Origin of the sequence: Bacillus sp. NPDC094077, assembly GCF_050279465.1 — a bacterium.
GTDB lineage: Bacteria > Bacillota > Bacilli > Bacillales > Bacillaceae_G > Bacillus_A.
This window is the reverse complement of sequence record NZ_JBNNUF010000002.1, coordinates 248,953-275,372: the sequence shown is the minus strand read 5'-3', so window position 1 is coordinate 275,372 and position 26,420 is coordinate 248,953. Positions and strand designations below refer to the sequence as shown.

Here is a 26,420-nt window from a genome sequence, read left to right as displayed (position 1 = left end):
CAGTTAGGATTTTATTCATCCTCCGCTCTCTGAAATTTCGGACCTACTGCCCATTACTTCGGGATAAATAGATACATTTTATCTGGTTAATTTTTTCTTATAAATTACGACTAGAAACACACATAACAATAGCATTGGAACTATTACCGTCCACTTATTAAACAGAAATACCTCTGTACTCATTTTTTGTTTTTCTTTCTGGTTAAACTCTACACGCTCACCTCGAACCAGCAATCTATTTGTGTTTACTCCATAAGGCGTACATGTAATTAATGTTGTATAATCTTTATTTTCCACAATTTGCAAATCGTCTATTTCGTGTGGTAACACTACTTTAATTTGATCTACTTTATAAGCAAGAACTTTGTCTAAAGAGTGAATATAAAAAAGATCTCCTTCACTCAACTTATCTAAATCTGTAAATAATTTTGCTGATGGTAAACCACGATGTCCTGTTAAAATAGTGTGCGTATTTTTTCCACCTACCGGGAGTGAAGAATAATCTAAATGACCTACCCCGCGACTCAATACTTCCTCAGAGGTCCCTTGATAGATTGGCAGTTTTATACTAATTTTCGATATTTCAATATAACCCATTACATCACCTAAATTTAACGCATCGGCATACGCTTGTTGATTACTTTTTTCTTCAGTAAATGGATCTGCAAATGTTTTCTTGGAAGTTTGAATTTGTCTATTATAATCGGCTGCTTCTTTTTCCCTACGTTCGATTTCTTTCTTTTGTAGCGCTTTGATCTTCTTATCGTAAGAGCTAATCTCAGAATAATGAGCGCTAGTCGCCAACCAATTACTAATAGTAGGATATAAAAAAATACCTAATCCTAATAAAAAAATACCCCCTAAAACAAGATTTCGTTTCATATTTCCACCTCTGTATATGCTAAAATGTCGAAAAGAGGAAAGCATTTTGCTTCTCCTCTTTTCACATCACATGGTTACATGCTCCTAAAACCTTAATTATTAGCAAACTTTTTTCTAAAGAAAACAAATGCTGCTGTAACCATCAACACAAGACCTAGTACAGTAAAAAGAGTCGTTCCTATACCACCTGTCACTGGAAGAATCCATCCACTTTTGTTATTTTCTATCGTTAATTTAACCGATTGATTATTTTCGCTAATCTTTACATCAATGGGGTCCTTTAATAATTGATAAGAAGCTGTTGTACCATCTTCTTTTGTATATGTTGGTGCTTTCGTTTCAAAAATTTGATAGTCTCCATATGGAATGTTAGTCCATTTAATAACACCATTTTCATCTGATACACCTGTTACTTCTTTTCCTGCTACAACAACTATTTTTCCATTTTTATCTTTAAGTACAAACTCTGCACCTTTTAATTTCTTCTTATCAGCACCATCAATTTTTGCTAACTCAATAATTCCAGTTGTCGGAACAACAACTACAGGTTTAGATTCCTTTTCTCCAATTACATCATTTTTATTTGTAAAATCAATTTTTGCTGTATTTAAAATTTCCGAACCAGATAGTACTCCTTCTTTTACTTGCGATTTAATTTGTAAGTGAAATTCTTTTTTACCATCTAATCTTGTGAAATCTTTTACTGTAGCTGTTACTTTTTGACCTTCTACAACTACGTCTACAACGCTTTCACTTACTTCCGCTCCATCAATCTTCACGATTGGCTTTCCTTGAATCACTAAACGATTGTCCAAAGTATCTGTTACCACATATTTTTTGTATTCTTTAATGTCTTCTGGAATTAATGTTTTAATATCATAATTGTAATTAGTTAATGGATTAATTGGTAACGTTCCTAGGTTTCTATTAATTTTTTTATCAATAGTTGGTTCTTCATAGTTTTTCACTTCTACTTTTACTACTGTACCAGAAGTAATTGTTCCATCATCGTTAATTGTTCCGGAGTTCTTAATAAAAAACTCGCGTTTAGTTGAATCTATTACATATCCTTTTGGAGCTTTTGTCTCTTGGAAATAGTATTCTCCATACTCTAATCCTTGCACGCGAATATGACCATTTCCATCTGTTACTAACTCTTTTTTAACTTCTGTTCCACCTTTTTTAAATAAAGAAAATTCTGCACCTACTAACGCTTTATCGTTTGCACCTGTTTTTATTAAATCTACTGCACCGCGTTTAATCTCATTTTTCGGATACATATGAACATCATAGTTTAACACCTTACCCTCTTTATTGGTTAATGGAATATCCACTGTATACGTATTTGGATTTAGGTTAATATGAGGAGGACCTGCCACTTCTTTCACTTCATAACGTCCTAGCGGAAGATCTTTCAATACAGCTCGTCCGTTATCATCTGTTACTACTTGAGTTGAGGTTTCCCCCGTTACAGGCCTCGCACCTTCTTTCACAATCTCACCATCATTTGAAATTTTTTCAAACGATGCAACCCTTTTCACTTCAAACGTTACACCTTTTAAGGGTTTCGCATCTTTTGGCACATCTTGATTTGCAGAACCATCACCTTCTACCCCTGGTGTTCCATCTTTTTCTTGTTCGTACTTATGAATCGTCAAAGAACCTTTGGTTGGTGAAGCTGCCTTTATTAATACACTAGACCACGTAGAAAACGTTAGGAAAAAGACTAAAAGCACACTAAATATTTTTTTCATTTCTCTTATCCCCTTTACTACTTCTATCATTTTAAAAATCTATTTATTACTATTACCATCTAAAGAGCAATAGTGTGCCAAGCATCAGCCTTGAACGAATAACATAAAACATAGTTGTCTCAATCCCCCATTGCTTACAATCACTTATTCACTCTTCTTATTTTCTACTATTACGTTGTCTCCCCATATGATATATGTAATTCCCTCCCTAAATTACACTTATATCTCTACTTCAAAATCATTACAATTGTTACATATTAGCTTTCATCTCTAATTTTCACTAATCACTTAGCGGCAATTCATTAACCTCTCCCCTCTTATCCCTATTTAAAATCCATTCTTAATCATTTTTTGATAAATATCGGCAGTGACTAGCAAATAAGTGTGGTGATTCATATTTTACGCTATTCTCCAAAACCGTTACCTGTATATTCAAATAATACGTGCTATTTATGTTAAATTATGGTATTATTCTTAGAAGTTTATAATTTTTATTTATATTTTTTATTTATAAAGGGTTCCCGTTTCTACTTACTTATGAACAAAGAAATATGTAATGATTCAACTATTACGCATAACTGTAAGGAGGAAGAATATGACTAAAAAGCTCAGTCTAGTTGAGATAGAGTACATTTGCAATATATTTTCCAAATCTTTCGAAATTCCAGTTTGTTTTTTAGATCGTAACAAAAATATTCTTTTAGAATTTACATCAAAAAATGATTCACATTCGTTGTATACATCAAAAATAGAACAGTTACATGTGCTTTATCAGAAAAGCGATCCATATAATTCCCCCATCTTCAGAACTCACCAACATCTCGGGCACTTCATCTTAATTCACATAAAGAGCGATTATATGGTTAACGGTACTGTTATTATTGGGCCTGTAACACACGTAAGCTTTTCTAAAAAGAAAACGGATAGCAGCTTTAATTTTATTCCGAATTATAAAAAACTACGAAACTATTACTTTTCATTGTCAGTCAAAGATCAATATTTCTTTGTAAATATGACGATTTTTTTCTATAACATTCTCTATAAAAAAAATTTAGATGTAAGTACCTTTTCAAATAACAGTGACCCACTTCATGTAAGTCATAGCGGTATCTTGAACGAAGATGTATATATTTCAATGCAAAAAAACGACTCCATTTGTCATAATTTGTATATAGAACAACAACTACTTGGAGCTATAGAAAACGGGGATAAAGAAACAGTACTCAAATACTATTATGTATTCCAACAAGAGACTCTTTCATCCTTATCTTCATTCCATCAATTAAGACGTCATAAAAACATTTGTATTTCATCCATTACACTCGCTACTAGATATGCGATAAAAGGAGGGCTTCCATCTGGAATTGCTTACAAGATTTATGATTTATACATTCAAAAAGCAGAAAATTCAAAAGACACAGAGTCCCTTTGGGAATTATTAAAAAATGTTTTCTGTACCTTCGCAGACCGTGTAAAGACACAGAAAACACAGCAACACTCAAAGACTATTTCTATTTGCCAAAACTACATATTCAAAAATATCTACAATCCAATATCTGTTAAACAACTTGCTAAAATTGCAAACGTGAATCCAGATTATTTATCTATATTATTTAAAAAAGAAGTTGGTATTTCATTAAGTGAGTATATTCAACGTGAACGCATCGAAGAAGCCAAAAAATTATTAACTTTCACAACTTATTCCTTATCTGACATCTGTGCTTGGCTCAATTTTAGTGACCAAAGCTACTTTACTAAAATCTTCAAAAAATTCACTAACGAAACACCTGGTAAATACCGAAAATCTCATGTTGTCATTTAAAGGGAAACGTCCATTAAAACAAAGTGTTTTCAGTAACTAATCAATAGTTGATTAGGGCTACCCCCACATCCATCAACTTTAGGATTTAGACTATTTTTGAAATAAAAACACGTTACTATTCTTTTATTTCAATGAGAATAGTAACGTGCTAAAAACAATCTTTATTTACCAAAGAATTATATCGCTATCTTTCTTCAGTCTAATTATTTTCGGACCATTATTATTGAGTACTTCCAACTCCTACATATCTGAAAGGGTTTCCAGTTCTAAATTCATAGTTATTTAATATGTGTAATGCATTTCTGTATAAAAAAGAGAATGTTACTCTCTACAATACCATTCAAGAGCAATGTATTATGGAAGCCAAATGCGCGCATAACAACTAAAATCTTATGTATTTAAAAGTATCATTAAAATGAAGGTAATTTTGCTCTCTCCATCTGCTTAATATTCAAAATAAAAACACGTTACTATTCTCTTGTATGAAGAGTAACGTGTTTTTGCAGTTCAATTTATTCAGGAAATACTATATTATCGTTTGATTCATTTTTGAGATTAGAAGAAGTATTTACATTATTAGTAGCATTCTCTAATTTATTAATAATTGCTTTTAAATTTGGCATTACTCCTACTCTATCATTTTCTGGATTTGCTGAAAGAGTTGCTGTAACTGGATCAGTAAGTAGATCTCTCATTTCTTTTGGAGTCAGAGGTCTTCCAAGAACTTTTTTGGAGATTCCTTGTAAATTAACTGCGGCCCCAGCGATAATTGGTGATGCACTTGAAGTTCCATTAAAATATGATGTGTAACCAGATAAGGACGTCGTTGTTACATTTTCTCCCCATGCATATGTATCTATTCGACTTCCGTAGTTAGAAAAATATAATCGTTTATGAGGAAGAGAGGATGATGCGGCCCCTACCATAATAGCTCCTGAATCTTTAAAATCAGGACTGTTACGATTTAAAGTATATTTCCCGTTTGCATCGGTCAATTTATCTAAATTTACACTACCATTAGCACCAGCCTCTATTACAATAATGCCTTTATCCGTGGCATATTTAATAGCATTAAATTTTTCTATATCATATTCTATTGGAGCAAGACCAAGTTTACTACCAACCTGCATCTCCAATAATAGAACATCACCAGGTTTCATTACTTTAACTGCCTGCAAAATCGAATCTGCCATGTTGCCACTACCATCACTTCTTGTAGTTGATGTAACCATAGCGTTCGCTTTAGGAGAAGTTCCTACAACACCTATATTATTATCACTGGCAACAACAATTCCTAATACTGAAGTACCATGCCCCGCCTGATGAAGTAAGTTTACACTGCCAGGTACAAGTTGAATATTTTTGTCTACTAAATCTTCATGATCTAATAACCAACCATTTTCCATATCAACAAACGTTATATCCTGCCCATCTCCACCTGGTTTTGTCCATGAATATTCTGCATCAATACCATAAGGAGCAGGCTGCAAATACCTTTGATTTTTAAACAAAGGGTTATTAGTTGATTGGACAGATGACGCTGCATTACTTTCAGCATAAGCGTTTGTCGCGTGAACCCCTATAGTAGATACACATATCATTGTAGATAAAAGCGTAAACATTTTCTTTTGCAATTTACTTCACTCTCCTAGAAATTAGATTTTCAAATGAGTAAGATTAATGAAATCTTTAAATTAAGGAATAATTCAAATCAAACTTTCCCGCTAATAAAAGATTCTCAGTTACCACTTATTTACATCTGTATAGACAGTAATAAAAATATTGGAAACTACATGTAATCATCACAGTTACAATTATGTCTTGTCTTCAACAACAAATCAAATGTAACTTTACATATCCTAATATTAGGGGTTTGATAGAAAAACCTTGTCCATTACATTTAACAGATTCATTTTCTATTACCTTGAAAGTATAAATTGCAGGTGATATTTTTCTTCTCATTATAGAAATGATCATTCTCCATTGAACATTCCAAGCAGATAAAATGCTCCTTTAATATATCTCCAGTCAAATACCTCGCCTTAATAATTTCAGCCTTATCATTGTCTACTATGCTTTTAGCTTCATAGAATTCAATTAGAACAAAGTCATCTTTACTTTTTAGCACCTCCACCGAAGTTGGACACTTATTTATAAACGCCACTCCTTCTTTTTGATAGATTAATAGGGATATTAAATGCCCTTCCACTGTTGCCTATCCCTATTATTCCTTGCTTGTTATTCATAAAATTATTTTGTTTTATTTTCACTTAATCCTTATTTTTAATCCCTAAAAAATCTGTTAATTGTTATATAATAAATATATAGTTAAAACATTTTATTATTAGGAAGGCTAATTATGTCATTTGCAGTATGGAGTACAATTTTTATGACTTTGATTGGTGCAATATCTGGTGCAATTTCCGGTATAATTTCTTCTCGAAAAAAGAACAAAAATCCAATTTAAAAGCTTAATAATAAGATTTAATAACGAATTTAGTGGTAGCTAATTCATCCCTGATTTTTCAGCTACCACTTTCTATTCAAGTCACACTTTGTTTAGTTTAAAGTTAAAAAATTCTTTTCCTAAGGGCTGTTTCTATATGCTATACTGATCGCTAATTAATTATAAAAAGAATATTTAAAATGAATGAAAGATCTTCAATGAAATGGAAAATATAGCAAAAATAAAGAGCAATGAGGTACCGCCCTATCGCCATCAAGCTAAGATTATATAAGTTTTATTTCATGTGAAATCCCCCCGACTACAAACGATATAATAGAACGTTCCCTTCTGTTTTTATCCCTTTTAAATAACCGTCTAATAAAGTGAAACTTTAATCAGTGGGGGTTTTGTCCATCCCCCACTGATTATTAGTTGAACCAATCGGGCTTTTACGGGCAGTTGATCTCCCACCTAACTTCTTTGCTCCAACCGAATTTTGAGGTGGGAGTTTTACTGCCCGTTAATGCGGGATAAAAAGAACTCCACATATAGTATGTAGGGAAATTACCTCACAGGTTATTTACAGATTATAGGTGAGAAACATTTTACGCTTATAGTACAAAAATAAAAAGCGAAAAGAATAATTCCTTCCGCTTTTATAGTAACAAATACATTTCATATTGAGACAAAGAATTTTTCTCAAACCCACATTTCTTTAAAAAACCTTCAAGTAAACTATTATTAGGAAATCCAATTGCTAAACTGGATAATTTCAATTCTTCAATTGTCACTTGTAATAGTTTCGCTCCTATGCCCATATTTCTATAGTGTTTATTCACGAAAATAAAGCTAATTTTACCTTGTTCATTTACACATACAGAGCCTTTTAATTTATTATCGATATATGCCCCATAAAATGTATTATTTGTTTTTTCGATATAATCAAGATCATTTTGCCAATTTATATGGAAGTTTAACCATTTCTGAATTTCAACTTTAAATGTTGGAAAGTCTAATTGTTTGACTTCAATATCTTTATAATCCTTATTCATTATTTTAGTTACATCATTTAAATTATAATAAGAAAGATCATACACTTTTTCATAACCTAATTTATTATAAAAATTAATCGCTCGGTCGTTACCTACAATAACTTCAAGAAAAAGTTGCTTGCATCCATTTTGAATCGCCTCTTCTTTATGCAGTTCAAATAACTTTTGACTTACACCAATGCCGCGATAATTAGGATGAACCGCTAATGTTCCACAACGCATCGTTTTTATACTTTCATAAACCTTAATACCACCAAGTATTACGCCAACAGATTCGTCACCATCTAGAGCAAGATAGGAGTGTTCTAACGAATTTCCTTCTGGACCAAAAAATCTCTTAATGAAATCTTCTTTTGAAACATCCATTTTAATAATATAATCTGAAAATCCGTCCTTAAAAGCTTCATACACTAAATCTATATTCACTTCACTACATCTTTTGTATTGAATCATATAAGTATACTCCTCCGCTATGACTTGTTATACACTACACTCAAACACATGAAATGAATTCCCTTCACCATATCCATCTTTTATTTCATGAACACCAACTTGACTAAATCCAATTGCAATAAGTATATTTTTAAATTCTTTTAGATCATATAGTCTTATAGGAAAATCCATAATCTCAGTTTCTACTACATTCTCATCGTGAACAACTTCATATTTCAATTTAATATTTAAAAGTTTTTGTGCTTCATCATATGCTACTTTTCTATATTCAACAATTAATTCATCATGAATTTCTTTTCTATTTGTCTCAATCCAGTCTAAGATGTCTTCCGTTTCATTTCCACTCTGTACAACTGTCAAAAGGAATTTTCCCTTTTCCTTTAAGTTGTTTTTCATGTTTTGAAGACTAATATCTACTAAATTATTTGGTAAAAGCGAAAATGATCCAAAAGGAATCATAATAAGATCGTATTTTTTATCACTATGGTATTCTTCTATTCTCTCTTGTGACACAACGGCTTTTAAGTTTAATTTTTCTGCTTTTTCTTTACACACTTTAAGCATATCTTCCGAAATATCGAATCCTTCTATATCCACACCATTTTGCATAAAAGGAATTAGCATTCTACCATTTCCACACATCGGTTCTAACACTTTCATGTTTTTATCTTTTATAAAAGAAAGATAAAATTCCAATTCTTTTCCGGTCGCAATTGATTTATCACTTTCATATATTTTTGTGCAAAGTTCACCATAATACGTAAGCAATATTATTCCACCCCTTAATTTGAAATGAATGGACATTTTCCTATATATGTCTCACTATTTATTTGTTTTATAACAAATGGTGCAATATCTCCATTTTGAATTTTGATTCCTGGCATATCTACCAAACTCTCTGTTATATTTCCAATGCCATTTCCCTCTATAACAAATGGTAATCTAACAATTGTCCAATCTACATCACTACGTTGGATAATTTGCATTTCTTTATATTTATCCTGCATCATCTTTGGTAAAAATAATTTAAACAAGTTAGCCCCTATTTTATTTACAACGCCCTTCTGATCTCCTGTTACATTTAAAGAGCCGCCAGAAATTAGAATATAACGTTTTACTTCAAACTCCTTCATTACTTCTAAAATATGCTTCGTAACTGTACTAAAAATATAAGGTTCATTTTTCGGTTGACCTACCGCATTAATTACAGCGCTACAACCTTTAAGTAATTCCTGTATTGTAGAAAAGTCACATGCATCCCCAATAATAGTCTCTATATTTTCATTAGTTATCGTCATATTTTTAGAATTTCTCGTTAATATTTTTACTTGATATCCCTTTTCTAACGCTTGATTTACGAGGAATTTTCCGGCTTTTCCATTCGCACCAAGAATCGCTATTTTATTTGTAGTTTCCAATATTAAAACCCTCTAACTATCTATTATTTACTACAGTAATCTCATAAACACGTAAAAAAGCAATTAAGTGTTCACAAGCTCGTTCGCACGCTAGCATTTTAAAAATTTTTTGTTCTTCTTTCGTTTTATCGTTCGCTTGATCCGAAGCAGCTTTTAAACATAAAAAAGGTTTTTTATTTATATGGCACACATAAGCGAACGCTGCCACTTCTTGATCAACCGCTAAAGCTCCGTATACAGTATGCAGTAAATATCTCATTTCTGAACTACGTATACGCTGATCTCCAGATAAGAATGTACCGAAATGAACAGGATCATAAGATCGTATTTTTTTAATTCTTCTTACAAGTGATTTAGTTGTTTCAATAGGTGCTGTTCTACCATCGTATAAGTTAAAAACATCTTCCCCTGAACCAGCAGCAGTAACATCGTGTTGTATTGCATTAAGGGCCACTATAATATGACCATTGTTCACCTTGTTTGATAGACTTCCGCATATTCCTGTCATAAATAGCTCATCTGGCTGAAACTCACTAATTAACAATTGTACGCAACTAGCGCAACTTACTTTACCGACACCAGTAATAACTGATATAATTTCCAGCTCATTAATAGTATGAAAATGAAATTCCCAAGCTGCTTTTTTTTCAACACGTTCACTCGGATAATGTTGATGCAAATACGTAAGTTCTGGTTCCCATGCGGATACGATTGCGATACGTTTCATTACACGCTTCACTTCCCCTATTGTCATTTAAATAAGTTATCTATACTTTCTCGTTCATAATCTGGAATCCACTCTTTGTATTTCTCATATAAATCCCGTATTATTTCTTTATTCTTCGCAATTACTTCACATCCTCTATCATCGTAAATAAACATGACAGTATCTTTCGTTGCATTTATGAGAAATACATCTGGATAAGAAATTTCTTTCTTGCGCCCAAAACGTGGGTACAGCCCTGGAAAATCTTCATGATTAGTAGCTTGAATTAATGGTACATAATTTATATCTTCAGCAAGGCATTTTAAAGCGAATTGATACGTACAGTATAATTCGGCTTCTTCATCTTCAAATAAAAAAGGTACCGTTTCTTGTCTTATGTGAAACTTTAAAGCTCTCTTTTTAATAAAGCGGTTATATACATTTATTTTCTGCGAATTTTTTATATTTTCCTTTTTAAATCTATAAACATTTGTCACTAAAAACACTGTATCTTTTTTTGAGAATATATCATGGAATACTTCTTTATTGTACTTATATAACTGATAAAAATAATCCATATTATATTCATCTGTTCTCTCTTTGAAGTGATATTTATCTTTCCCAAAATCAAAATGCAGATGATTTTCCCACTGAGAGTATATGTACGGTACTAATGTAACACCTGGAAATATTTGATTCATATATTCTTTTAATTGCATTTTTATATCCTTTCTACTTTACAATTTCTTTTAAATGCCAATATGCTTCTTCTAGCCACGGATGTATAACTTTCAATGTATCTTTTCTTTCCCACAAATATGAAATATATACAAAAGCAGCATGTTCCAAAGATTTTTTCAGTCCTTTTTTTACTTCTACTAAATATAGTGGTGTTCCATTTTGATCCCATTCTATTTTATCTGCAACGAACAACACTAAATCCATCTTCGTTGCGTATTTTCGCAACGTAGTGTGGCAACCAATTGCATTTAATACAACTTCATCTTCCACTTTAAATATCTCTTTTGCGATTACTCTCGATAATTTTTGATGAATAATCATTGGAAATTTCCGTTCTTCTTGTAATATTTCAATTCCAAATTCTTCAGCAACTTTAATCCGCTCCTCGTTTGGAAAGATTGCACTAATATCATGTAAAAACCCTGCAATTTCTGCTTTCTCTTCATTTTCATGAAACATTATCGCTATCTTTCGTGCTTCATTTGCCACGCGAATTGAATGTTTATATGTAAATTCTTTATTATATTTTAGTAAAAAAGCTTTAATATCGTTTTCTATTTTTCCACTTAGAATAAATGAATATATATCATTATATAACATAGCAAATCCCCCTTATAACTAACTTTCATTATAATATAGAATTTAAATGTCCTTTTTATTTTGTATTCGTTATAAATATTTTAATCCCTTTTTTATACGTTACATGAAATTTCATGTGGAATCTTTGCTACAAAGTACATAAATGTTTGTTATTATAGTAATGTTGATGATTTGTAAGGAAAGGAACTAACTAAATAATGAATAAAAACATATTAATAATTGATGATGATAAAGATATTGTAGAATTACTCGCTGTTTATTTGCGAAATGAAGGTTATAACATTTTTAAAGCTTATGATGGTGATGAAGCCTTGCAAATGGTATCTACATATGAAGTAGATCTTATGATTTTAGATATTATGATGCCGAAACGAAACGGACTAGAAGTTTGTCAAGAAGTTCGTGAAAATAATACTGTGCCTATTCTTATGCTTAGTGCAAAGGCTGAAGATATGGACAAAATATTAGGGCTTATGACAGGTGCAGATGATTATATGATTAAACCATTCAATCCACTAGAACTAGTGGCTAGAGTGAAAGCTTTGTTGAGAAGATCCTCTTTCCAAAACACTGCTACTAAAAAGAAAGAAGATGGTATCATTCGTATTCGAACAGCTGAAATCCATAAGCATAATCATACTGTTAAAGTAAATAACGAGTATATTAAGCTTACATCTATTGAATTTGATATTTTATATTTACTTGCAAGCAATACAGGAAGAGTATTTAGTTCCGAAGAAATATTTGAACGTGTTTGGAATGAAGATGGTTATGGTTCAAATAAAACTGTAATGGTCCATATTAGTAATTTGCGTGATAAACTTGAAACAGTAATGAATGGAGAAAAATTTATTCATACTGTTTGGGGAGTAGGCTATAAAATTGAGAAATGAAGCGTTCGATATTTTAAAAGATATTCCAAAATGGAAAATTATTTTTTGGCTCTTACTAGCTATCACACTAACTCCTATTACCGAATTAATTATATATCGCCTCGTTACGAGTATAATTGAAAGTTCTCTTACTTTAAGTGAACTCGGCAAAGAGTTCATTAGAATTTTCGGCCACGAAAAATATAAAGGGCTAAAGGAATCTCTCTGGATGATGATTGTTTCTTATTTGTTTTTATTCTCTATTTTCTCATCCTATCTATATATTTTTTATCGTCATGAAAGAAAGCTTTACTATGAAACTTGTATTAAAAAAATGATAGAAGAGATTCGTTATATTGCAAGTGGAAATTTTAATCATAAAGTTTCCATCGTAAATCATAATTATCTAGAAGATTTAGCAACCGGGGTTAATGAAATTGTTGAACAATTAAAAGTCTCGATTGATGAAGAAAGACAGGCGGAACAAGCAAAAAGCGAGCTAATTACAAATGTATCACATGATTTACGTACTCCCCTTACATCTATAGTTGGATACGTGAATTTAATCCATCATGATAATTATAGAGATGAAGTGGAATTGCGTCATTATATACAAGTCATTTATGATAAAGTAACACGTCTAAACGCATTAATGAATGACTTGTTTGAATATACACGTGTTCAAAATAAAGAGTTGAGTTTATATTCTGTTCCCATTGATATCGTAGAGCTACTTGGACAATTAACTGTTCAATTCCGAATACAGGTTCAAGAAGCTAATATAAAATGTCGACCTTCTTTCCCCTCTCAAAAACTCATGGTATTAGCTGATGGAGACAAATTAGTACGCGTGTTTGAAAACCTTATTATAAACGCTATCGCTTATGGAAACGATGGTGGCTATATTGACCTTACTGCTTATGAAAGCAATAATATGATTACAATTGATATAACAAATTATGGACAGCCTATTCCTAGTACGGATTTACCTCATATTTTTGAACGTTTTTATCGCGTTGAGAAATCACGCTCAACAAACACTGGTGGATCTGGGCTCGGATTAGCAATTGCAAAAAGTATTGTCGAATTGCATAAAGGAACAATTGAAGTATATAGTGATGCTAAAAAAACAACTTTCACTGTAAAACTACTTCCATATAAATGTTAATACAACATAATTTTAGGTTCAATTTCTTATCTAATAAGAAATTGAACCTTTCGTTTTCCATAAACATCCAATTTTTAATAATACTTTAAAATTCTTTAGAAATTCTTTACCTTTTCTTTCTTCCTAATTAAGCATTCCCTCTTACAATATTGTTATTGATGTATTAGTAGGAGGATCGCTTATGCAATTCTTAAAAAAAATAACAGTTTTATTATTATCTTTTCTCATTACTGCACTTATCGTTTTATATTTTTATCTTTATGTAAATGGTCCAATTATCCAAGCTAAATCAGCTATTTTAATAGATGCTAATTCTGGTGAAGTTGTTTATAAAAAAAATGAAAAAACTCCTATACAATCAGCTACTTTATCTAAATTAATGACAGAGTATATCGTATTGGAACAACTGAATGACAGAAAAATACAGTTAGATGAATTAGTAAAAATAAATAACGAAGTATTCCAAGTAGAAACAAGCCCTATACAAGTAACATCGAAGGATAAAACGACTGTTCGCGATTTACTTCATGCATTGCTTTTAACAGGAAATAATCGTTCTGCGCTCGCACTAGCAGAACACATTGCCGGAAATGAAGATAGCTTTACAATGTTAATGAACGAAAAAGCTAAACAACTAAAGTTATCACAAACATCTCCATTTCTAAACTCTACTGGAGTTAATAACGAAAAAAATAAACAACCTAGTACAACAGCGATAGACGCAGCTAAACTAGCAACACAATTAGTAAAAGATTTTCCAGATGTACTGAATATTACGAAACTAACCTCTTACCAATTTACCTTCAAAGATTCCCAAGTTTTCAACACAAATAAAATGATTTATTCCCTTAATGAAAAAATTAAACTCCAAGGTGTTGATGGCTTGCAAACTAGTTTTCCAACTAACGGTAATTATAGTTTTGTCGGTACAGCTAAACTAGGGGATACTAGATTAATTTCAGTAATATTAGAAGCCGATGAAGAAAACCGTACTTTTATCGAAACAAAAAAATTACTACAGTACGGTTTTGACCCTTCCTCCTACTCTGCACTCCAAGCTTTTAAAGATGCTCTTACATCTTGGTCAATATTGCTTCAATTTAAAAATTTAATCATACAAACGATGATGATTTTTTTCATCATTACAATTTTAATGTTTTTACATATACGTCAAAAAAAATCCGAGGATTTCAACTAAGAAATCTTCTTATATATAAAAACCGACTAGCGTTTGTAGTGCAAGTCGGTTTTTAAGTCTATAATCCTCTTCCAATTAAATTCGCTGAAACAGGCTGAAGATTTAACTCTCTTGCCCATATAGATAGCTGACCAATATGATGGATTTCATGTACAATGACATGTCGTAACACTTCTCCATACTTATATTCTTCATTCGTCCATGAAACTTTCAATATTTTATTCTCTAAGTCTTCTGTCCACGATTGTACAAATCCCTCTAAATCCTTGTTATATAAAATGGACAGTGCTTTCACTTTTGGGATTGATTGATAACCCTTGAACTGCGGCTCATCTACTTCCTTTCCTTTCAAATCACAAATCCAGCTATACTCAACATCTACAATATGGAATAGTGTTTCTAAGATACTTCCAACACCGCCAACACGTTTGCGAAGTAATTCTTCCACTGTAAGTTGTTCACACCATTTAAACCAATCATCTCTTACTTGCCAATTATATTGAAATAAAGTGAAACTTTAATCAGTGGGGGGCTCCCTCCACTGATTATTAGTTGAACCAATCGGGCGTTTACGGGCAGTTGATCTCCCACCTAACTCTCTCGCATTCGCCGAATTTTGAGGTCGGAGTCTTACTGCCCGTTAATGCGGGGTAAAGTGTGCACATTTATCTCTCCCCTACCCCAATGATCCACTTAACAGCATCTATAATATAATGTGGCTCATCTTTTTGAATATAGTGACCGCTATGTTCTGCAATTATAAATTTATTTTTGGTTGATAATTGTAATAATTTTTCTTGTAATTGTAACCATTTCAGTTGTGCGGCTTGCGAATAAAAATCTTTTTTACCAGCAGCTAACACGATAAGTGGAATATCACTTATTGATTTACAATGTTTATCTGCTTCACCTAGACTAAACATAAACTCTTCATATGAACTTTCATATATAAATTGGTTATAGTAAGCTTCTTGAAATTCTGTAGACATTATTGGCAAAAAAGCTTCTTTATAATTTTCTGGTGTCGAATCAACCAAAACGATTCCCAACATATCTTCGGGATAAAAAGCCGTAAATAAACGTGCATTTATACCACCAAATGAATGACCTACAAAAATATAGGGTGGCTTAAGTTGTAATTGCTTTAAGCAACTTCTTAAATCTTTTACCATTTCAGAACTAATACGTCGCTTGGAACTCTTCCCACTTTTCCCTAATCCAGCTCGATCATATGTAAGTACCGTCCCACATTCCGTCAGTCCTTCAGCAATATGATCCCATGCCTTTGAATAATCACCATAACCTGCTTCCATTATAATAACAGGCTGCTGCTTCTTGCCTCGGAATATTTTGGTATATATTTTAAAGTTATCAACTTGTACATATTCCTCTATACATTTAACCATTGATGATCACTTCTCTTCGACTAAGTTCCTCTACAATATAATCAATTATTTCACCTACAGGTAAAGATCCATCCAAAACAACATCCGAATTCGGCTTTACAGTATAGATCGCCTCTAAATAAGCTTTTCTAGCATATGTTATATAATGCTTTAAATCATTATGTATTTCACTCATTGTATCTTCTTTAAAATCCCGCAAAATTCTTCTTGCCATCGCAATATCTAAAGGTGTATCGATAAATATAGTTACATCAATAAATTTTCGCATTTCACTATTTAAGTATGCAAAAGGATAATCTACAATAATATAGTCTAAATTACTATCTTGTATAAAATGCTGAATATCATTTATTAATGGTGTAAGTACCCATTCATCATAATTTGCTCCATCATCAATCCATTTACAAATATCAGCAGGACAGTTATCAAATTTATAATTATCAAAATAAAGAGCCTTTGAATTTTTTAATTCATAAGATAATCTTTCTGTAATTGTAGTTTTACCTCCCCCTGAAACTGCTGCAATCGAAATTATTTTAGCTTTTTTATCCATGATTCCCACCAACCCCCTTTTGTTAACATAATATAATTATAAAATACTATTGTTATTTATTGTTCCATTCATATTCTAACATACTCATTTCCCATAAATTCCAATACATTTCTCCTACTTTTTTTGAATCCCTTAATAAACCTTCTTTTACAAATCCTATTTTTTCATAACATGAAATGGCCGACGTATTAAAATCATAAACACCAAGAGTTACTCTATGCAGTTTCAATTGTTCAAAAGCAATATAAAGTACTGCTTTCATCATATGTTTACCTATAGAACGTCCTCTCACTTTTGTATCACCAACTAACACTTTTCCAATCCTCGCAGACTTATTTATATTGTCTATTTGCCCAAGTGAAATATGACCAATTACTTCTTCAGTCTCTTCATCTATTACTTTGAAAGCGAGTGTTTTGGCACTTTCTATATATTTATCTAATTGCTGTTCATTTAAAGGATATGTAAATGCATTTCCTGACCATTGTATTAAAAATTCTTCGGAATCGATCCAATTAATTAATTGTTTGAAATCAGTTCTTGTAAATTGTTTCAGCTTAATCACTCTCATTCTCCTTTCACACAACCTTTTATACACCTTCAAATTTATTTCTATATGAAAAATATATTCCCTTTTAAACAAAATAAAAAGCCATTCATAAGAATGGCTTAGCATAAATAAAGCATAATTACTCTTTATTTGCTACGTCAACACCGTTAAAATCAAACTCATCAGCAACAGTTGTAGCAGGTGGTAAAATTGCTTCAATTTTACAAAGAGATATAATTGCTGCAACTGAACCAGGAATAGCAGCTAGCTTAACAACATCGCAAGTTACAGAAGAAACAATACCTATATAAGTACGTCCTTCAGTGTTAATTCGCACTGTTTTATTAATTAATTTTTTAAGCTCGTCTCTAATTCCTTGTACACAAGAGTTGTCACATTTCTCATGCTTTTCCTTTTTACACTCTTCAAAAATATCCCAACAATCATCATGTTTACACGTACATTTTTTTCTACAATTATTAAATCGAGAACCCAAAACCTCACCCCCTAATCATTTCTATTAATAAAGTATGTCCACTAGCTTAAAAGTGTACGAGGCAAAAATATAGAAAGAAAAAAACAAACACTTGTACTAAATCATCCTATGTACATAAAAAACAAATGTATTGCTGTATGAATTTCCATTTTAATACTTGGAATATGCTCATTAACGATAAGAAAATATCTTCTTTTTATTATTCATTGTAATGCGAGAAAAAATAAAAACTGACCTCTAACAATTAGAGGCCAGTTCACATCATAAATACTTTTAATTTTATAATTTACTAGACTGTAGCCCCTGAATATACGGAACTACTTCTGGATTTACAAGTGACGATAAATCGCCTAATTCTTTTCCTAAGTATGCAGCCTTAATGACGCGTCGCATCACTTTAGAATTTCGTGTTTTTGGTAAATCTTCTACAACGTGAATATCTTTAGGGCATAATGCTTTTCCAATATGAGAGTTTACTAAACTCATTAATTCTTTCTTTAATTCTGCTGTAAATATTACACCATCTCGTAATACTACAAAGCAATGACAAACCTCACCTTTTACATCATCAGGTACACCAATTGCTGCTGCTTCTATCACATCATTATGTTTCACAAGAATAGATTCATATTCAGCAGGTCCTATACGTTTACCTGCAATATTTAACGTATCATCTGAACGTCCTGTGATGATGTATTGCTCTCCGTCGTAAATGACCCAATCTCCATGTACCCATTTATTTGCAAAACGTGACCAATACGTGTTTACATAACGTTCATCATCTTCCCAGAAACTTTTCGTCATTCCAACCCAAGGTTTCTCTAAACATAATTCTCCAACTTCATCACGAATTGGTTTACCTTGATTATCAAGTACAACCGCTGCCATTCCTGGTAAAGATGCGTTAAAACTAATTGGTGCAATTGGCTTAATAAGCACATTCCCGAATATCCCACCTGAAATTTCAGTTCCTCCTGAATAATTGCAAATTGGTACATTATTTTTTCCAACTGTTTCAAACAACCACATCCAAGGATCTGGATTCCATGGTTCTCCAGTTGACGCGAATACTTCTAAACTCTTTAATGAGTGTTTATTTACATACTCATCACCTTTTGCCATTAATGCACGAATTAATGTTGGCGAAATACCGAGATGAGTAATTTCATATTTATCAACTGTCTCCCATAAGCGATCTGCTTCTGGGAAGTCTGGAACACCTTCGTACATAACCATCGTTGCTCCATTTATGAGTGAGCCGAATAATAAAAATGGCCCCATCATCCAGCCCATGTCAGTTACCCATAATACGCGGTCACCTTGTTTAATATTCATTCCAAATCCTGCATCAAAAGCTGCTTTCAAAGGAAATCCAGCATGCGTGTGTACCGTTCCTTTTGGTTTCCCAGTCGTTCCGGATGTATAAATGAGCATTAAAGGATCATCACTATGCATTTCTTCAGCATGTGTAAATGGTTTTTCTTTCTCTAACGTACTCCACGAAAAATCGTAATTATGCGGTGTAAAATTATTTCCTGCATGACGAACAATTACAACTTTTTCAACAGTTGGGCAATGTTCACAAGCTTTATCTACTTCATCTTTTAATGAAACAACTTTACCTCGGCGTGAAAATCCATCTGCTGTAATAATCATTTTTGAACCAGCCGCTTGTACGCGTGTCATTACCGCATCCGCAGCAAATCCTGAGAATATTGGTGAAATAATCGCTCCTATTTTCATTACAGCCAACATCGCAACAACTGTTTCGGGAATCATCGGCATATAAATTGTTACACGCTCACCTTTCTCAATGCCAGCGTGTTTCAAACCATTCGCAACACGGCTTACCCAGCTGTCAAGCTCTTCATATGTAAATGATTTTGAAGTTCCATCTTCCCCTTCGTACTGAAGTGCTGGCTGTGTTCTTATTTCATCATCTGCAAGCCAGCGGGATAAAGCTGATTCTACAACGTTACATGTTCCGCCAGTATACCACTGTGCAAACGGTGTACCATTTTCTAAATCTAACACCTCTGTATAAGGTTTCATCCATTGATAGCCTACTGCTTTTTCAGCCTCTCCCCAAAACCACGCTGTTTCTTCAATTGACTTATTATAAAAAGCTTCATAATCTTCATAGCCCAATGATTTCATCCAACCATATAAACGCGTTTTTTCTTTATACTCTTCTGTTGGAAACCAAACTGCTTGTTTCAATGTTTTCCCCTCCTTGACTTTTTGAGCAAGAAAGCCCTAAATAGGGCTTTTAAACTGGATATACAGGATGTTTACGATCTGTGAATACTTGATATTTACTCATATACATTTCGAATCGTCCTTTTAACTCTTCTCGTAAATTGTTTGGATGAACAATACCATCAATCACCATCTCTGATGCTAAATGATAAATATCGATATCTTTCTTATACTCTTCACGTTTTTCAGCAATGAAGCTTGCACGCTCTTCTTCTGGTAAAGCGGCAATTTTATTTGCATATACAGCATTGACCGCTGCTTCTGGACCCATTACTGCAATAGAAGCTGTCGGTAACGCTAAGCAGCAATCTGGTTCAAAGGCTGGACCTGCCATTGCATATAAACCAGCTCCATATGCTTTACGAACAACGATAGAAATTTTCGGTACAGTTGCTTCACTCATTGCAGAAATCATTTTTGCACCGTGACGAATAATACCAGCGCGCTCTACTTTTGTACCAATCATAAACCCTGGTACATCTGCAAGGAATAATAATGGAATATGATATGCATCACATAAATTAATAAATTTAGCTGCTTTATCAGCAGAATCGTGGAATAATACGCCGCCTTTCATACGTGGCTGATTAGCAATAATGCCAACTGGTTTACCATCAATACGCGCTAAACCTGTAATTAACTCTTGAGCAAATAGTTTTTTCACTTCAAAGAAAGAACCCTCGTCAATGATACGATTAATAAGGTCTTTCATATTAAATGGAGCATTTTGATTTTCTGGAATGATTTGTTCTAACGTTTTATCGAACTGTTTCGGTTCTTGAGGTGTAATCAATGGAGTCTTTTCTAAGTAGTTGCTTGGAAAATATGAAATGTATTGTCTTGCTTGCGTAATTGCATCTTCTTCTGTCTTACATAATACGTCTCCGCATCCTGATACTGAGCAATGCATACGTGCTCCGCCCATTTCTTCTAAAGTTACCTTCTCGCCAATAACCATTTCAGCCATACGAGGAGATCCTAAATACATAGATGCATTTCCTTCCACCATCATAACAACGTCACAAAAGGCTGGAATATACGCACCACCTGCGGCAGAAGGCCCAAATAGTAAACAAATTTGCGGAACTTTACCTGATAATTTCACTTGATTATAAAAAATTCTTCCTGCACCACGGCGCCCTGGGAACATTTCTACTTGATCTGTAATACGTGCCCCAGCAGAGTCAACTAAATAAAACAATGGCACACGTAATTTTTCAGCCGTTTCTTGAATGCGTAAAATCTTCTCAACTGTACGTGATCCCCATGACCCAGCCTTTACTGTTGAATCATTTGCCATTACGCACGCAGTACGACCATGAATTTTTCCAGTCGCAGTTACTACGCCGTCAGCTGGTAATCCTGTTTGTTCACAATTTGCAAATAATGCATCTTCTACATATTCGCCATTATCAAATAGAAGCGCTAAGCGATCTCGAACAAATAGCTTTCCTTTTGCTTTGTTTTGTTCATGATATTTCGGTGCCCCGCCTTGCCTAATTGTTTCAACTCGTTCTTCAAATGAATTAGATTGTTGTTTTTGGTCTAACATATTTACTCCCCCTTATACATAGGTTTGCGTTTTTCCTTGAATGCCTGTAATCCTTCTAATCTATCTTTCGTATGGATTACTCCCTCATACGCTTGTTTTTCCATTTGTAATCCGGTATGTAAATCTACTTGAATACCATTTGAAATCGCTTCTTTTGCTAATCGAACAGCAATTGGTCCATTACTAGCAATTTTCTCTGCAATCTCAATCGCTTTTTCTTCTAATCTTTCAGCTGGTACAACATATTCTACTAAACCATATTCTTTTGCTTCTTGAGCTGAAATACGTCTTCCTGTATAGATTAATTCTTTCGCTCTACCAACGCCAATTAATCTAGGTAAACGCTGCGTACCACCTGCTCCGGGTATAATTGCAAGTGTAGTTTCAGTAAGACCGAGGCTTGCATTTTCAGAAGCAATTCTAAAATCACAAGCTAAGCTTAATTCAGTACCTCCACCAAGAGCGATTCCATTAATAGCGGCAATAACTGGTTGTGGTAATTGTTCAACCATCTCCATAGTAGAACGAATCATACTAACAGCATGGCGAACTTGTTCTTCATTCATGTTGGCACGCTCTTTTAAATCAGCACCAGCACAAAACGCTTTTTCACCAGCTCCAGTTAATATAACTACACGTGTATTTGACTCTTCACTTATTTGCGTTAATATATTTTGTAATTCTTCTAATAACGCTAAAGATAATGAGTTTGCCTGTCTTTCACGATATAACGAAATCTTTACAACTTGAGGTGTTACATAGTCAACGGAAATGTTTTGTAATTGTAGCATCTTCTCACCTACTTATTGTTTTATGTTGAAGCGCTCTATACACATGACTCGGTAATTGGATATTTAACTTACTTTGAATAAATTGACTAGCTTTCAATAACTTCTCTTCGTCTATATTTGTTTGAATCCCTAACTTATGGAGCATATGCACTAAGTCATCAGTTGCAACATTTCCTGATGCTCCAGGTGCATAAGGACAACCTCCGAGTCCACCACAAGAACTATCAAAAGCTGTAATACCATATTCTAAAGACTTAACTACATTTGCAAGTGCCATTCCATACGTATTATGAAAATGCATGGCAAACTGCGAAGTATCATACTTCTTTAATAAATGATCTAATACTTGTTCTACTTGTAACGGATTTGCTACACCGATTGTATCCCCAAGAGAAACTTCATAAATGCCGTATGAAAATAGTTGGTTACATAATTCATCAACCGCTTCAACACTAATATCTCCTTCATAAGGACAACCAAATACAGTAGAAACATAGCCTCTTACTTTTTTCCCTTCAAATGTTGCCTGTTTCGTTATATCTTCAATTACAGCTAATGCTTCTTTAATTGATTTATTAATATTACTTTTATTATGAGATTCACTTGCTGATAAAAAAACGTTCACCTCATCTACATTTTGCAAAAAAGCTCGTTCCAAACCATTTTGATTTGGAACAAGCGCTGCATATGTAACATTTGGATCCCTTTTTAGCTCAGAAAACACATCACTTGCATCTGCTAATGCAGGGACCCATTTTGGGTGAACGAATGAGGAAACTTCAACGTACGACAATCCTGCTTCTGTAAGTAGTTGAATCCATTTTACTTTATCTTTTGTGCCAACAATCTTTTTTTCATTCTGTAAACCATCACGTGGTCCTACTTCTTTAATGACAGCAAAATTAGGTAGTTTCAATTCGCTTCCCCCTATATCTCCCTATTCAATTTCTAGTAATACATCTCCTTCATTTACAAAATCGCCTTCTTGTACATTAATTTTCATTACAGTTCCGGCTTCTTCTGAAACGATTGGAATTTCCATTTTCATAGATTCCAAAATGACGACATCCTGCTCTTCCTCTACTGTATCTCCTACTCCTACAACAATCTTCCAAACGTTTCCTGCCATCGATGCATATACTTTCGTCATCATTTTTTCCCCCTTAGTATTGTTAAATCTTATTTTTTAACAAGTTGTTTCGTTACAAAACCAGTTGTATAAATGCCATCTTTGAACACTTCGTCTTCTAATACTTTCAGCAACATTGGCGTGTTCGTTTTAATGCCTTCTACTTTTAATTCTTCTAAAGCATCATGTAATTTCAAAATTGCTTCTTCACGAGTTTCACCATGAGCAATAACTTTCGCAATCATCGGATCATAGAAAGGTGTGATTGTTACATGATTCTCTAAGAAGTGATCGATACGTACATTTGACGGTAATGTTAGATCTGTAATTTTTCCAGGTGATGGGAAGAATGTTTTTGGATCTTCTGCATAAATACGAGCTTCAATGGCATGACCACTACGTTTCACATCATCCTGTGTAAATGATAGCTTTTCACCACTTGCGATAAGGAGTTGTTGTTCTACAAGGTCTAATCCAGTAATTTCTTCCGTAACTGGATGTTCTACTTGTAATCTCGTATTCATTTCTAAGAAATAGAAGTTTTTCTGATCATCTACAAGAAACTCAACTGTACCTGCATTTGTATAACCAAGTGCTTTAGCAGCTTGTACAGCAACTTCTCCCATCGCTTTTCTTGTACCTTCATCTAAAAATGGTGAAGGTGCTTCTTCAATTACTTTTTGATTTCGGCGCTGCACGGAACATTCACGCTCCCATAGATACACTGTGTTTCCATGTGTATCTGCTAAAAGCTGAATTTCAATATGGTGTGCATCTGCTATATAGCGCTCTAAGTACATTTCTCCGTTACCAAAGAAGTTTTGCGCTCTTGTCTTATTACTTTCAAACGCTTTGGTGAGCGTTTGCTCAGTTTCCATCAACTGCATTCCAATGCCTCCGCCGCCTGCGGATGCCTTAAGCATTAATGGATAACCAATTTGTTTTGCAATTTCAATTGCTTCTTCAGCAGTTTCAATATTTGTAGTAATGCCTGGAACTACTGGTACATCTGCTGCTTGCATTGCTAAACGTGATTCAATTTTACTTCCCATCTTAGTAATGATTTCTTCTGAAGGACCGATAAATACGATTCCCTCTTCTTTACAGCGAATCGGAAAAGATGGATTCTCTGATAATAATCCGTACCCCGGATGGATTGCTTCAGCATTTGTCTTCTTTGCTATTTCAATAATTTTTTCAAGGTTTAAATAGCTTTCTTGTACACGCGGTCCACCTACTAAGTAAGCTTCATTTGCCATTTTCACATGAAGGGCATTTTCATCTGCTTCAGAATAAATAGCGACGGTACGAATCCCAAGTTTTTGACAAGTTTTCATAATACGAACTGCAATTTCTCCGCGATTAGCAATTAATATTTTTTGAAACATAGTGATTCCTCCTTTTATCTACATCCTAAGTGTCTTGCAATTACGAGACGTTGAATTTCAGAAGTTCCTTCACCAATTTCTAATAGTTTTGCATCGCGAATATGTCGTTCAACTTCATATTCACGCATATAGCCATATCCACCATGGATTTGTACTGCTTGATTTGCAATACGACTTGCCGCTTCAGATGCAAATAGTTTTGCCATAGCCGCTTCTTTACCGAAAGGTTTATCGTTATCTTTTAACCACGCTGCTTTATGTACTAAATTACGCGCTAGCTCTACTTCAGTCGCCATATCAGCTAATTTAAATTGAATCGCTTGGAAATTAGAAATCGTTTTTCCAAATTGTTGACGTTCTTTCGCATATTGTAGTGCACGTTCAAATGCAGATTGCGCAATACCTACAGCTAATGCTGCGATTGAAATACGCCCTCCATCAAGTGTATATAAGAATTGTTTAAATCCTTTATTTACATCACCAAGTATATTTTCTTTCGGTACACGAACACCATCAAGTACGATTTCACATGTATTAGAAGCGCGAACACCCATCTTATCGTAAGGACTTGAAATCGTTAATCCTTCACTTGTAGTCGGTACGATAAATGCAGAAATACGTTTTCTACCATTCTCTTCAACACCGTTGACAGCGGTTACAATAATTGTATTTGCATACTCTGCGTTTGTGATCCAACATTTTTCTCCACTAATTACATACTCATCACCATCTAATACCGCTTTCGTTTGTGTGCCCCCTGCATCTGATCCAGCGTTCGGCTCCGTTAATCCGAAAGCACCTAAAGTTTTACCTGATGCCATTGGAACTAAATACTTTTGTTTTTGTTCTTCTGTACCGAAATAATAAATTGGAGAAGCCCCTAATGAAATTGTTGCAGCATAGCTTAAACCAGTACCACCACAAGCACGACCAATTTCTTCAACCGCTAACGCGTACGATACAGTATCGCCACCTGAACCTCCATACTCTTCTGGGAATGGGATGCCTAATAATCCTAGTTCGCCCATTTTTTGAAATGTTTCATATGGAAATTCCGCAGTTTTGTCATAATATACAGCTTTCGGTGCAATTTCCTTTTCAGCAAAGTCACGTACCATTTCTTTAATCATTTGTTTTTCGCGAGTTAGAGTAAATTCCATTCCGCTACACACCCCTTATCGAAT

The 26,420-nt window shown here is 33.5% G+C and carries 26 protein-coding genes and 1 pseudogene; 5 read left to right on the top strand and 22 right to left on the bottom strand.

Going from position 1 to position 26,420, the window contains the following annotated elements; all coding sequences use genetic code 11:
• Positions 1-78 precede the first annotated feature (78 nt).
• Complete coding sequence (locus ACQKNR_RS06165; RefSeq protein ID WP_427316172.1) at positions 79-882, bottom strand: class C sortase; 804 nt, start codon at positions 880-882, stop codon at positions 79-81.
• A gap of 92 nt (positions 883-974) precedes the next feature.
• Positions 975-2,636 (bottom strand): SpaA isopeptide-forming pilin-related protein, encoded by a 1,662-nt coding sequence (locus ACQKNR_RS06160; RefSeq protein WP_427316171.1) that lies wholly within the window; start codon positions 2,634-2,636, stop codon positions 975-977.
• Positions 2,637-3,231: 595 nt separating this feature from the next.
• On the opposite strand from ACQKNR_RS06160, the gene ACQKNR_RS06155 reads away from it, so the two are divergent.
• Positions 3,232-4,458 carry a helix-turn-helix domain-containing protein gene (locus ACQKNR_RS06155; RefSeq protein WP_427316169.1) on the top strand — a complete coding sequence of 409 codons (1,227 nt, stop codon included), beginning with the start codon at positions 3,232-3,234 and terminating at the stop codon, positions 4,456-4,458.
• A gap of 512 nt (positions 4,459-4,970) precedes the next feature.
• Here the strand turns inward: ACQKNR_RS06155 and ACQKNR_RS06150 are convergent.
• On the bottom strand, positions 4,971-6,092 hold the full coding sequence (locus tag ACQKNR_RS06150) for a S8 family peptidase (protein ID WP_427316167.1): 1,122 nt from the start codon (positions 6,090-6,092) through the stop codon (positions 4,971-4,973).
• A 275-nt stretch (positions 6,093-6,367) separates the two neighbouring features.
• Positions 6,368-6,667, bottom strand: coding sequence for a hypothetical protein (locus ACQKNR_RS06145; RefSeq protein WP_427316165.1), 300 nt, complete (start codon positions 6,665-6,667; stop codon positions 6,368-6,370).
• A gap of 150 nt (positions 6,668-6,817) precedes the next feature.
• Between ACQKNR_RS06145 and ACQKNR_RS06140 the strand changes: the two genes are divergently transcribed.
• Positions 6,818-6,925 carry an LPXTG cell wall anchor domain-containing protein gene (locus tag ACQKNR_RS06140; protein WP_427316164.1) on the top strand — a complete coding sequence of 36 codons (108 nt, stop codon included), beginning with the start codon at positions 6,818-6,820 and terminating at the stop codon, positions 6,923-6,925.
• Positions 6,926-7,560: 635 nt separating this feature from the next.
• Here ACQKNR_RS06140 and ACQKNR_RS06135 read toward each other — a convergent pair.
• From ACQKNR_RS06135 to yqeK, 6 genes are read right to left on the bottom strand one after another with little or no spacing between them, the layout of a single operon-like run.
• Positions 7,561-8,409, bottom strand: coding sequence for a GNAT family N-acetyltransferase (locus ACQKNR_RS06135; RefSeq protein ID WP_427316162.1), 849 nt, complete (start codon positions 8,407-8,409; stop codon positions 7,561-7,563).
• Between the two features lie 27 nt (positions 8,410-8,436).
• The gene (locus tag ACQKNR_RS06130) at positions 8,437-9,177 is read right to left on the bottom strand and encodes a class I SAM-dependent methyltransferase (protein WP_427316161.1); all 741 of its coding nucleotides are present in this window, start codon (positions 9,175-9,177) and stop codon (positions 8,437-8,439) included.
• A gap of 14 nt (positions 9,178-9,191) precedes the next feature.
• Positions 9,192-9,827 (bottom strand): SDR family oxidoreductase, encoded by a 636-nt coding sequence (locus ACQKNR_RS06125; RefSeq protein ID WP_427316159.1) that lies wholly within the window; start codon positions 9,825-9,827, stop codon positions 9,192-9,194.
• Between the two features lie 16 nt (positions 9,828-9,843).
• On the bottom strand, positions 9,844-10,581 hold the full coding sequence (gene mtnN / locus ACQKNR_RS06120) for a 5'-methylthioadenosine/S-adenosylhomocysteine nucleosidase (protein WP_427316157.1): 738 nt from the start codon (positions 10,579-10,581) through the stop codon (positions 9,844-9,846).
• On the bottom strand, positions 10,578-11,252 hold the full coding sequence (locus ACQKNR_RS06115) for a DUF3885 domain-containing protein (protein ID WP_427316155.1): 675 nt from the start codon (positions 11,250-11,252) through the stop codon (positions 10,578-10,580). Before ACQKNR_RS06115 ends, mtnN begins: the two co-directional genes overlap by 4 nt.
• A 13-nt stretch (positions 11,253-11,265) precedes the next feature.
• Positions 11,266-11,874 carry a bis(5'-nucleosyl)-tetraphosphatase (symmetrical) YqeK gene (gene yqeK, locus ACQKNR_RS06110; protein ID WP_427316154.1) on the bottom strand — a complete coding sequence of 203 codons (609 nt, stop codon included), beginning with the start codon at positions 11,872-11,874 and terminating at the stop codon, positions 11,266-11,268.
• A 197-nt stretch (positions 11,875-12,071) separates the two neighbouring features.
• Here yqeK and ACQKNR_RS06105 point away from each other — a divergent pair, with 197 nt between their 5' ends.
• The 3 genes from ACQKNR_RS06105 (at position 12,072) to ACQKNR_RS06095 (ending at position 15,112) form a co-directional block, all read left to right on the top strand.
• Complete coding sequence (locus tag ACQKNR_RS06105) at positions 12,072-12,767, top strand: response regulator transcription factor (RefSeq protein ID WP_427316152.1); 696 nt, start codon at positions 12,072-12,074, stop codon at positions 12,765-12,767.
• Positions 12,757-13,914: a sensor histidine kinase gene (locus tag ACQKNR_RS06100; RefSeq protein ID WP_427316150.1), complete on the top strand. Its 1,158-nt coding sequence runs from the start codon at positions 12,757-12,759 to the stop codon at positions 13,912-13,914. The genes ACQKNR_RS06105 and ACQKNR_RS06100 overlap by 11 nt, the downstream gene beginning before the upstream one ends.
• A gap of 181 nt (positions 13,915-14,095) precedes the next feature.
• Positions 14,096-15,112, top strand: coding sequence for a D-alanyl-D-alanine carboxypeptidase family protein (locus ACQKNR_RS06095; RefSeq protein ID WP_427316148.1), 1,017 nt, complete (start codon positions 14,096-14,098; stop codon positions 15,110-15,112).
• 58 nt (positions 15,113-15,170) lie between these two features.
• Here the strand turns inward: ACQKNR_RS06095 and ACQKNR_RS06090 are convergent.
• The 12 genes and pseudogenes from ACQKNR_RS06090 to ACQKNR_RS06035 form a co-directional block, all read right to left on the bottom strand.
• Positions 15,171-15,626, bottom strand: a pseudogene (locus ACQKNR_RS06090) (DinB family protein); the annotation flags it as partial.
• Between the two features lie 151 nt (positions 15,627-15,777).
• Entirely contained in the window at positions 15,778-16,518 is a 741-nt protein-coding gene (locus ACQKNR_RS06085) for an alpha/beta fold hydrolase (RefSeq protein ID WP_427316146.1), read from the bottom strand.
• Positions 16,511-17,071, bottom strand: coding sequence for a hypothetical protein (locus ACQKNR_RS06080; RefSeq protein ID WP_427316144.1), 561 nt, complete (start codon positions 17,069-17,071; stop codon positions 16,511-16,513). The genes ACQKNR_RS06085 and ACQKNR_RS06080 overlap by 8 nt, the downstream gene beginning before the upstream one ends.
• Before the next feature lie 52 nt (positions 17,072-17,123).
• A complete protein-coding gene (locus ACQKNR_RS06075; protein WP_427316142.1) occupies positions 17,124-17,642 on the bottom strand; it encodes a GNAT family N-acetyltransferase in 519 nt (172 codons plus the stop codon).
• Between the two features lie 118 nt (positions 17,643-17,760).
• Positions 17,761-18,117 (bottom strand): hypothetical protein, encoded by a 357-nt coding sequence (locus ACQKNR_RS06070; RefSeq protein WP_427316140.1) that lies wholly within the window; start codon positions 18,115-18,117, stop codon positions 17,761-17,763.
• 279 nt (positions 18,118-18,396) lie between these two features.
• Positions 18,397-20,337 (bottom strand): AMP-binding protein, encoded by a 1,941-nt coding sequence (locus ACQKNR_RS06065; RefSeq protein WP_427316138.1) that lies wholly within the window; start codon positions 20,335-20,337, stop codon positions 18,397-18,399.
• Positions 20,338-20,386: 49 nt separating this feature from the next.
• Positions 20,387-21,928: an acyl-CoA carboxylase subunit beta gene (locus ACQKNR_RS06060; protein WP_427316137.1), complete on the bottom strand. Its 1,542-nt coding sequence runs from the start codon at positions 21,926-21,928 to the stop codon at positions 20,387-20,389.
• Between the two features lie 2 nt (positions 21,929-21,930).
• Positions 21,931-22,719 (bottom strand): enoyl-CoA hydratase, encoded by a 789-nt coding sequence (locus tag ACQKNR_RS06055; protein WP_427316135.1) that lies wholly within the window; start codon positions 22,717-22,719, stop codon positions 21,931-21,933.
• 4 nt (positions 22,720-22,723) lie between these two features.
• Positions 22,724-23,635, bottom strand: coding sequence for a hydroxymethylglutaryl-CoA lyase (gene mvaB, locus ACQKNR_RS06050; RefSeq protein ID WP_427316133.1), 912 nt, complete (start codon positions 23,633-23,635; stop codon positions 22,724-22,726).
• A 21-nt stretch (positions 23,636-23,656) separates the two neighbouring features.
• Complete coding sequence (locus ACQKNR_RS06045; RefSeq protein WP_001985297.1) at positions 23,657-23,872, bottom strand: acetyl-CoA carboxylase biotin carboxyl carrier protein subunit; 216 nt, start codon at positions 23,870-23,872, stop codon at positions 23,657-23,659.
• A gap of 26 nt (positions 23,873-23,898) precedes the next feature.
• Positions 23,899-25,236 (bottom strand): acetyl-CoA carboxylase biotin carboxylase subunit, encoded by a 1,338-nt coding sequence (locus ACQKNR_RS06040; RefSeq protein ID WP_427316131.1) that lies wholly within the window; start codon positions 25,234-25,236, stop codon positions 23,899-23,901.
• A gap of 14 nt (positions 25,237-25,250) precedes the next feature.
• Positions 25,251-26,396: an acyl-CoA dehydrogenase gene (locus ACQKNR_RS06035; RefSeq protein ID WP_427316129.1), complete on the bottom strand. Its 1,146-nt coding sequence runs from the start codon at positions 26,394-26,396 to the stop codon at positions 25,251-25,253.
• Between the last annotated feature and the right edge of the window lie 24 nt (positions 26,397-26,420).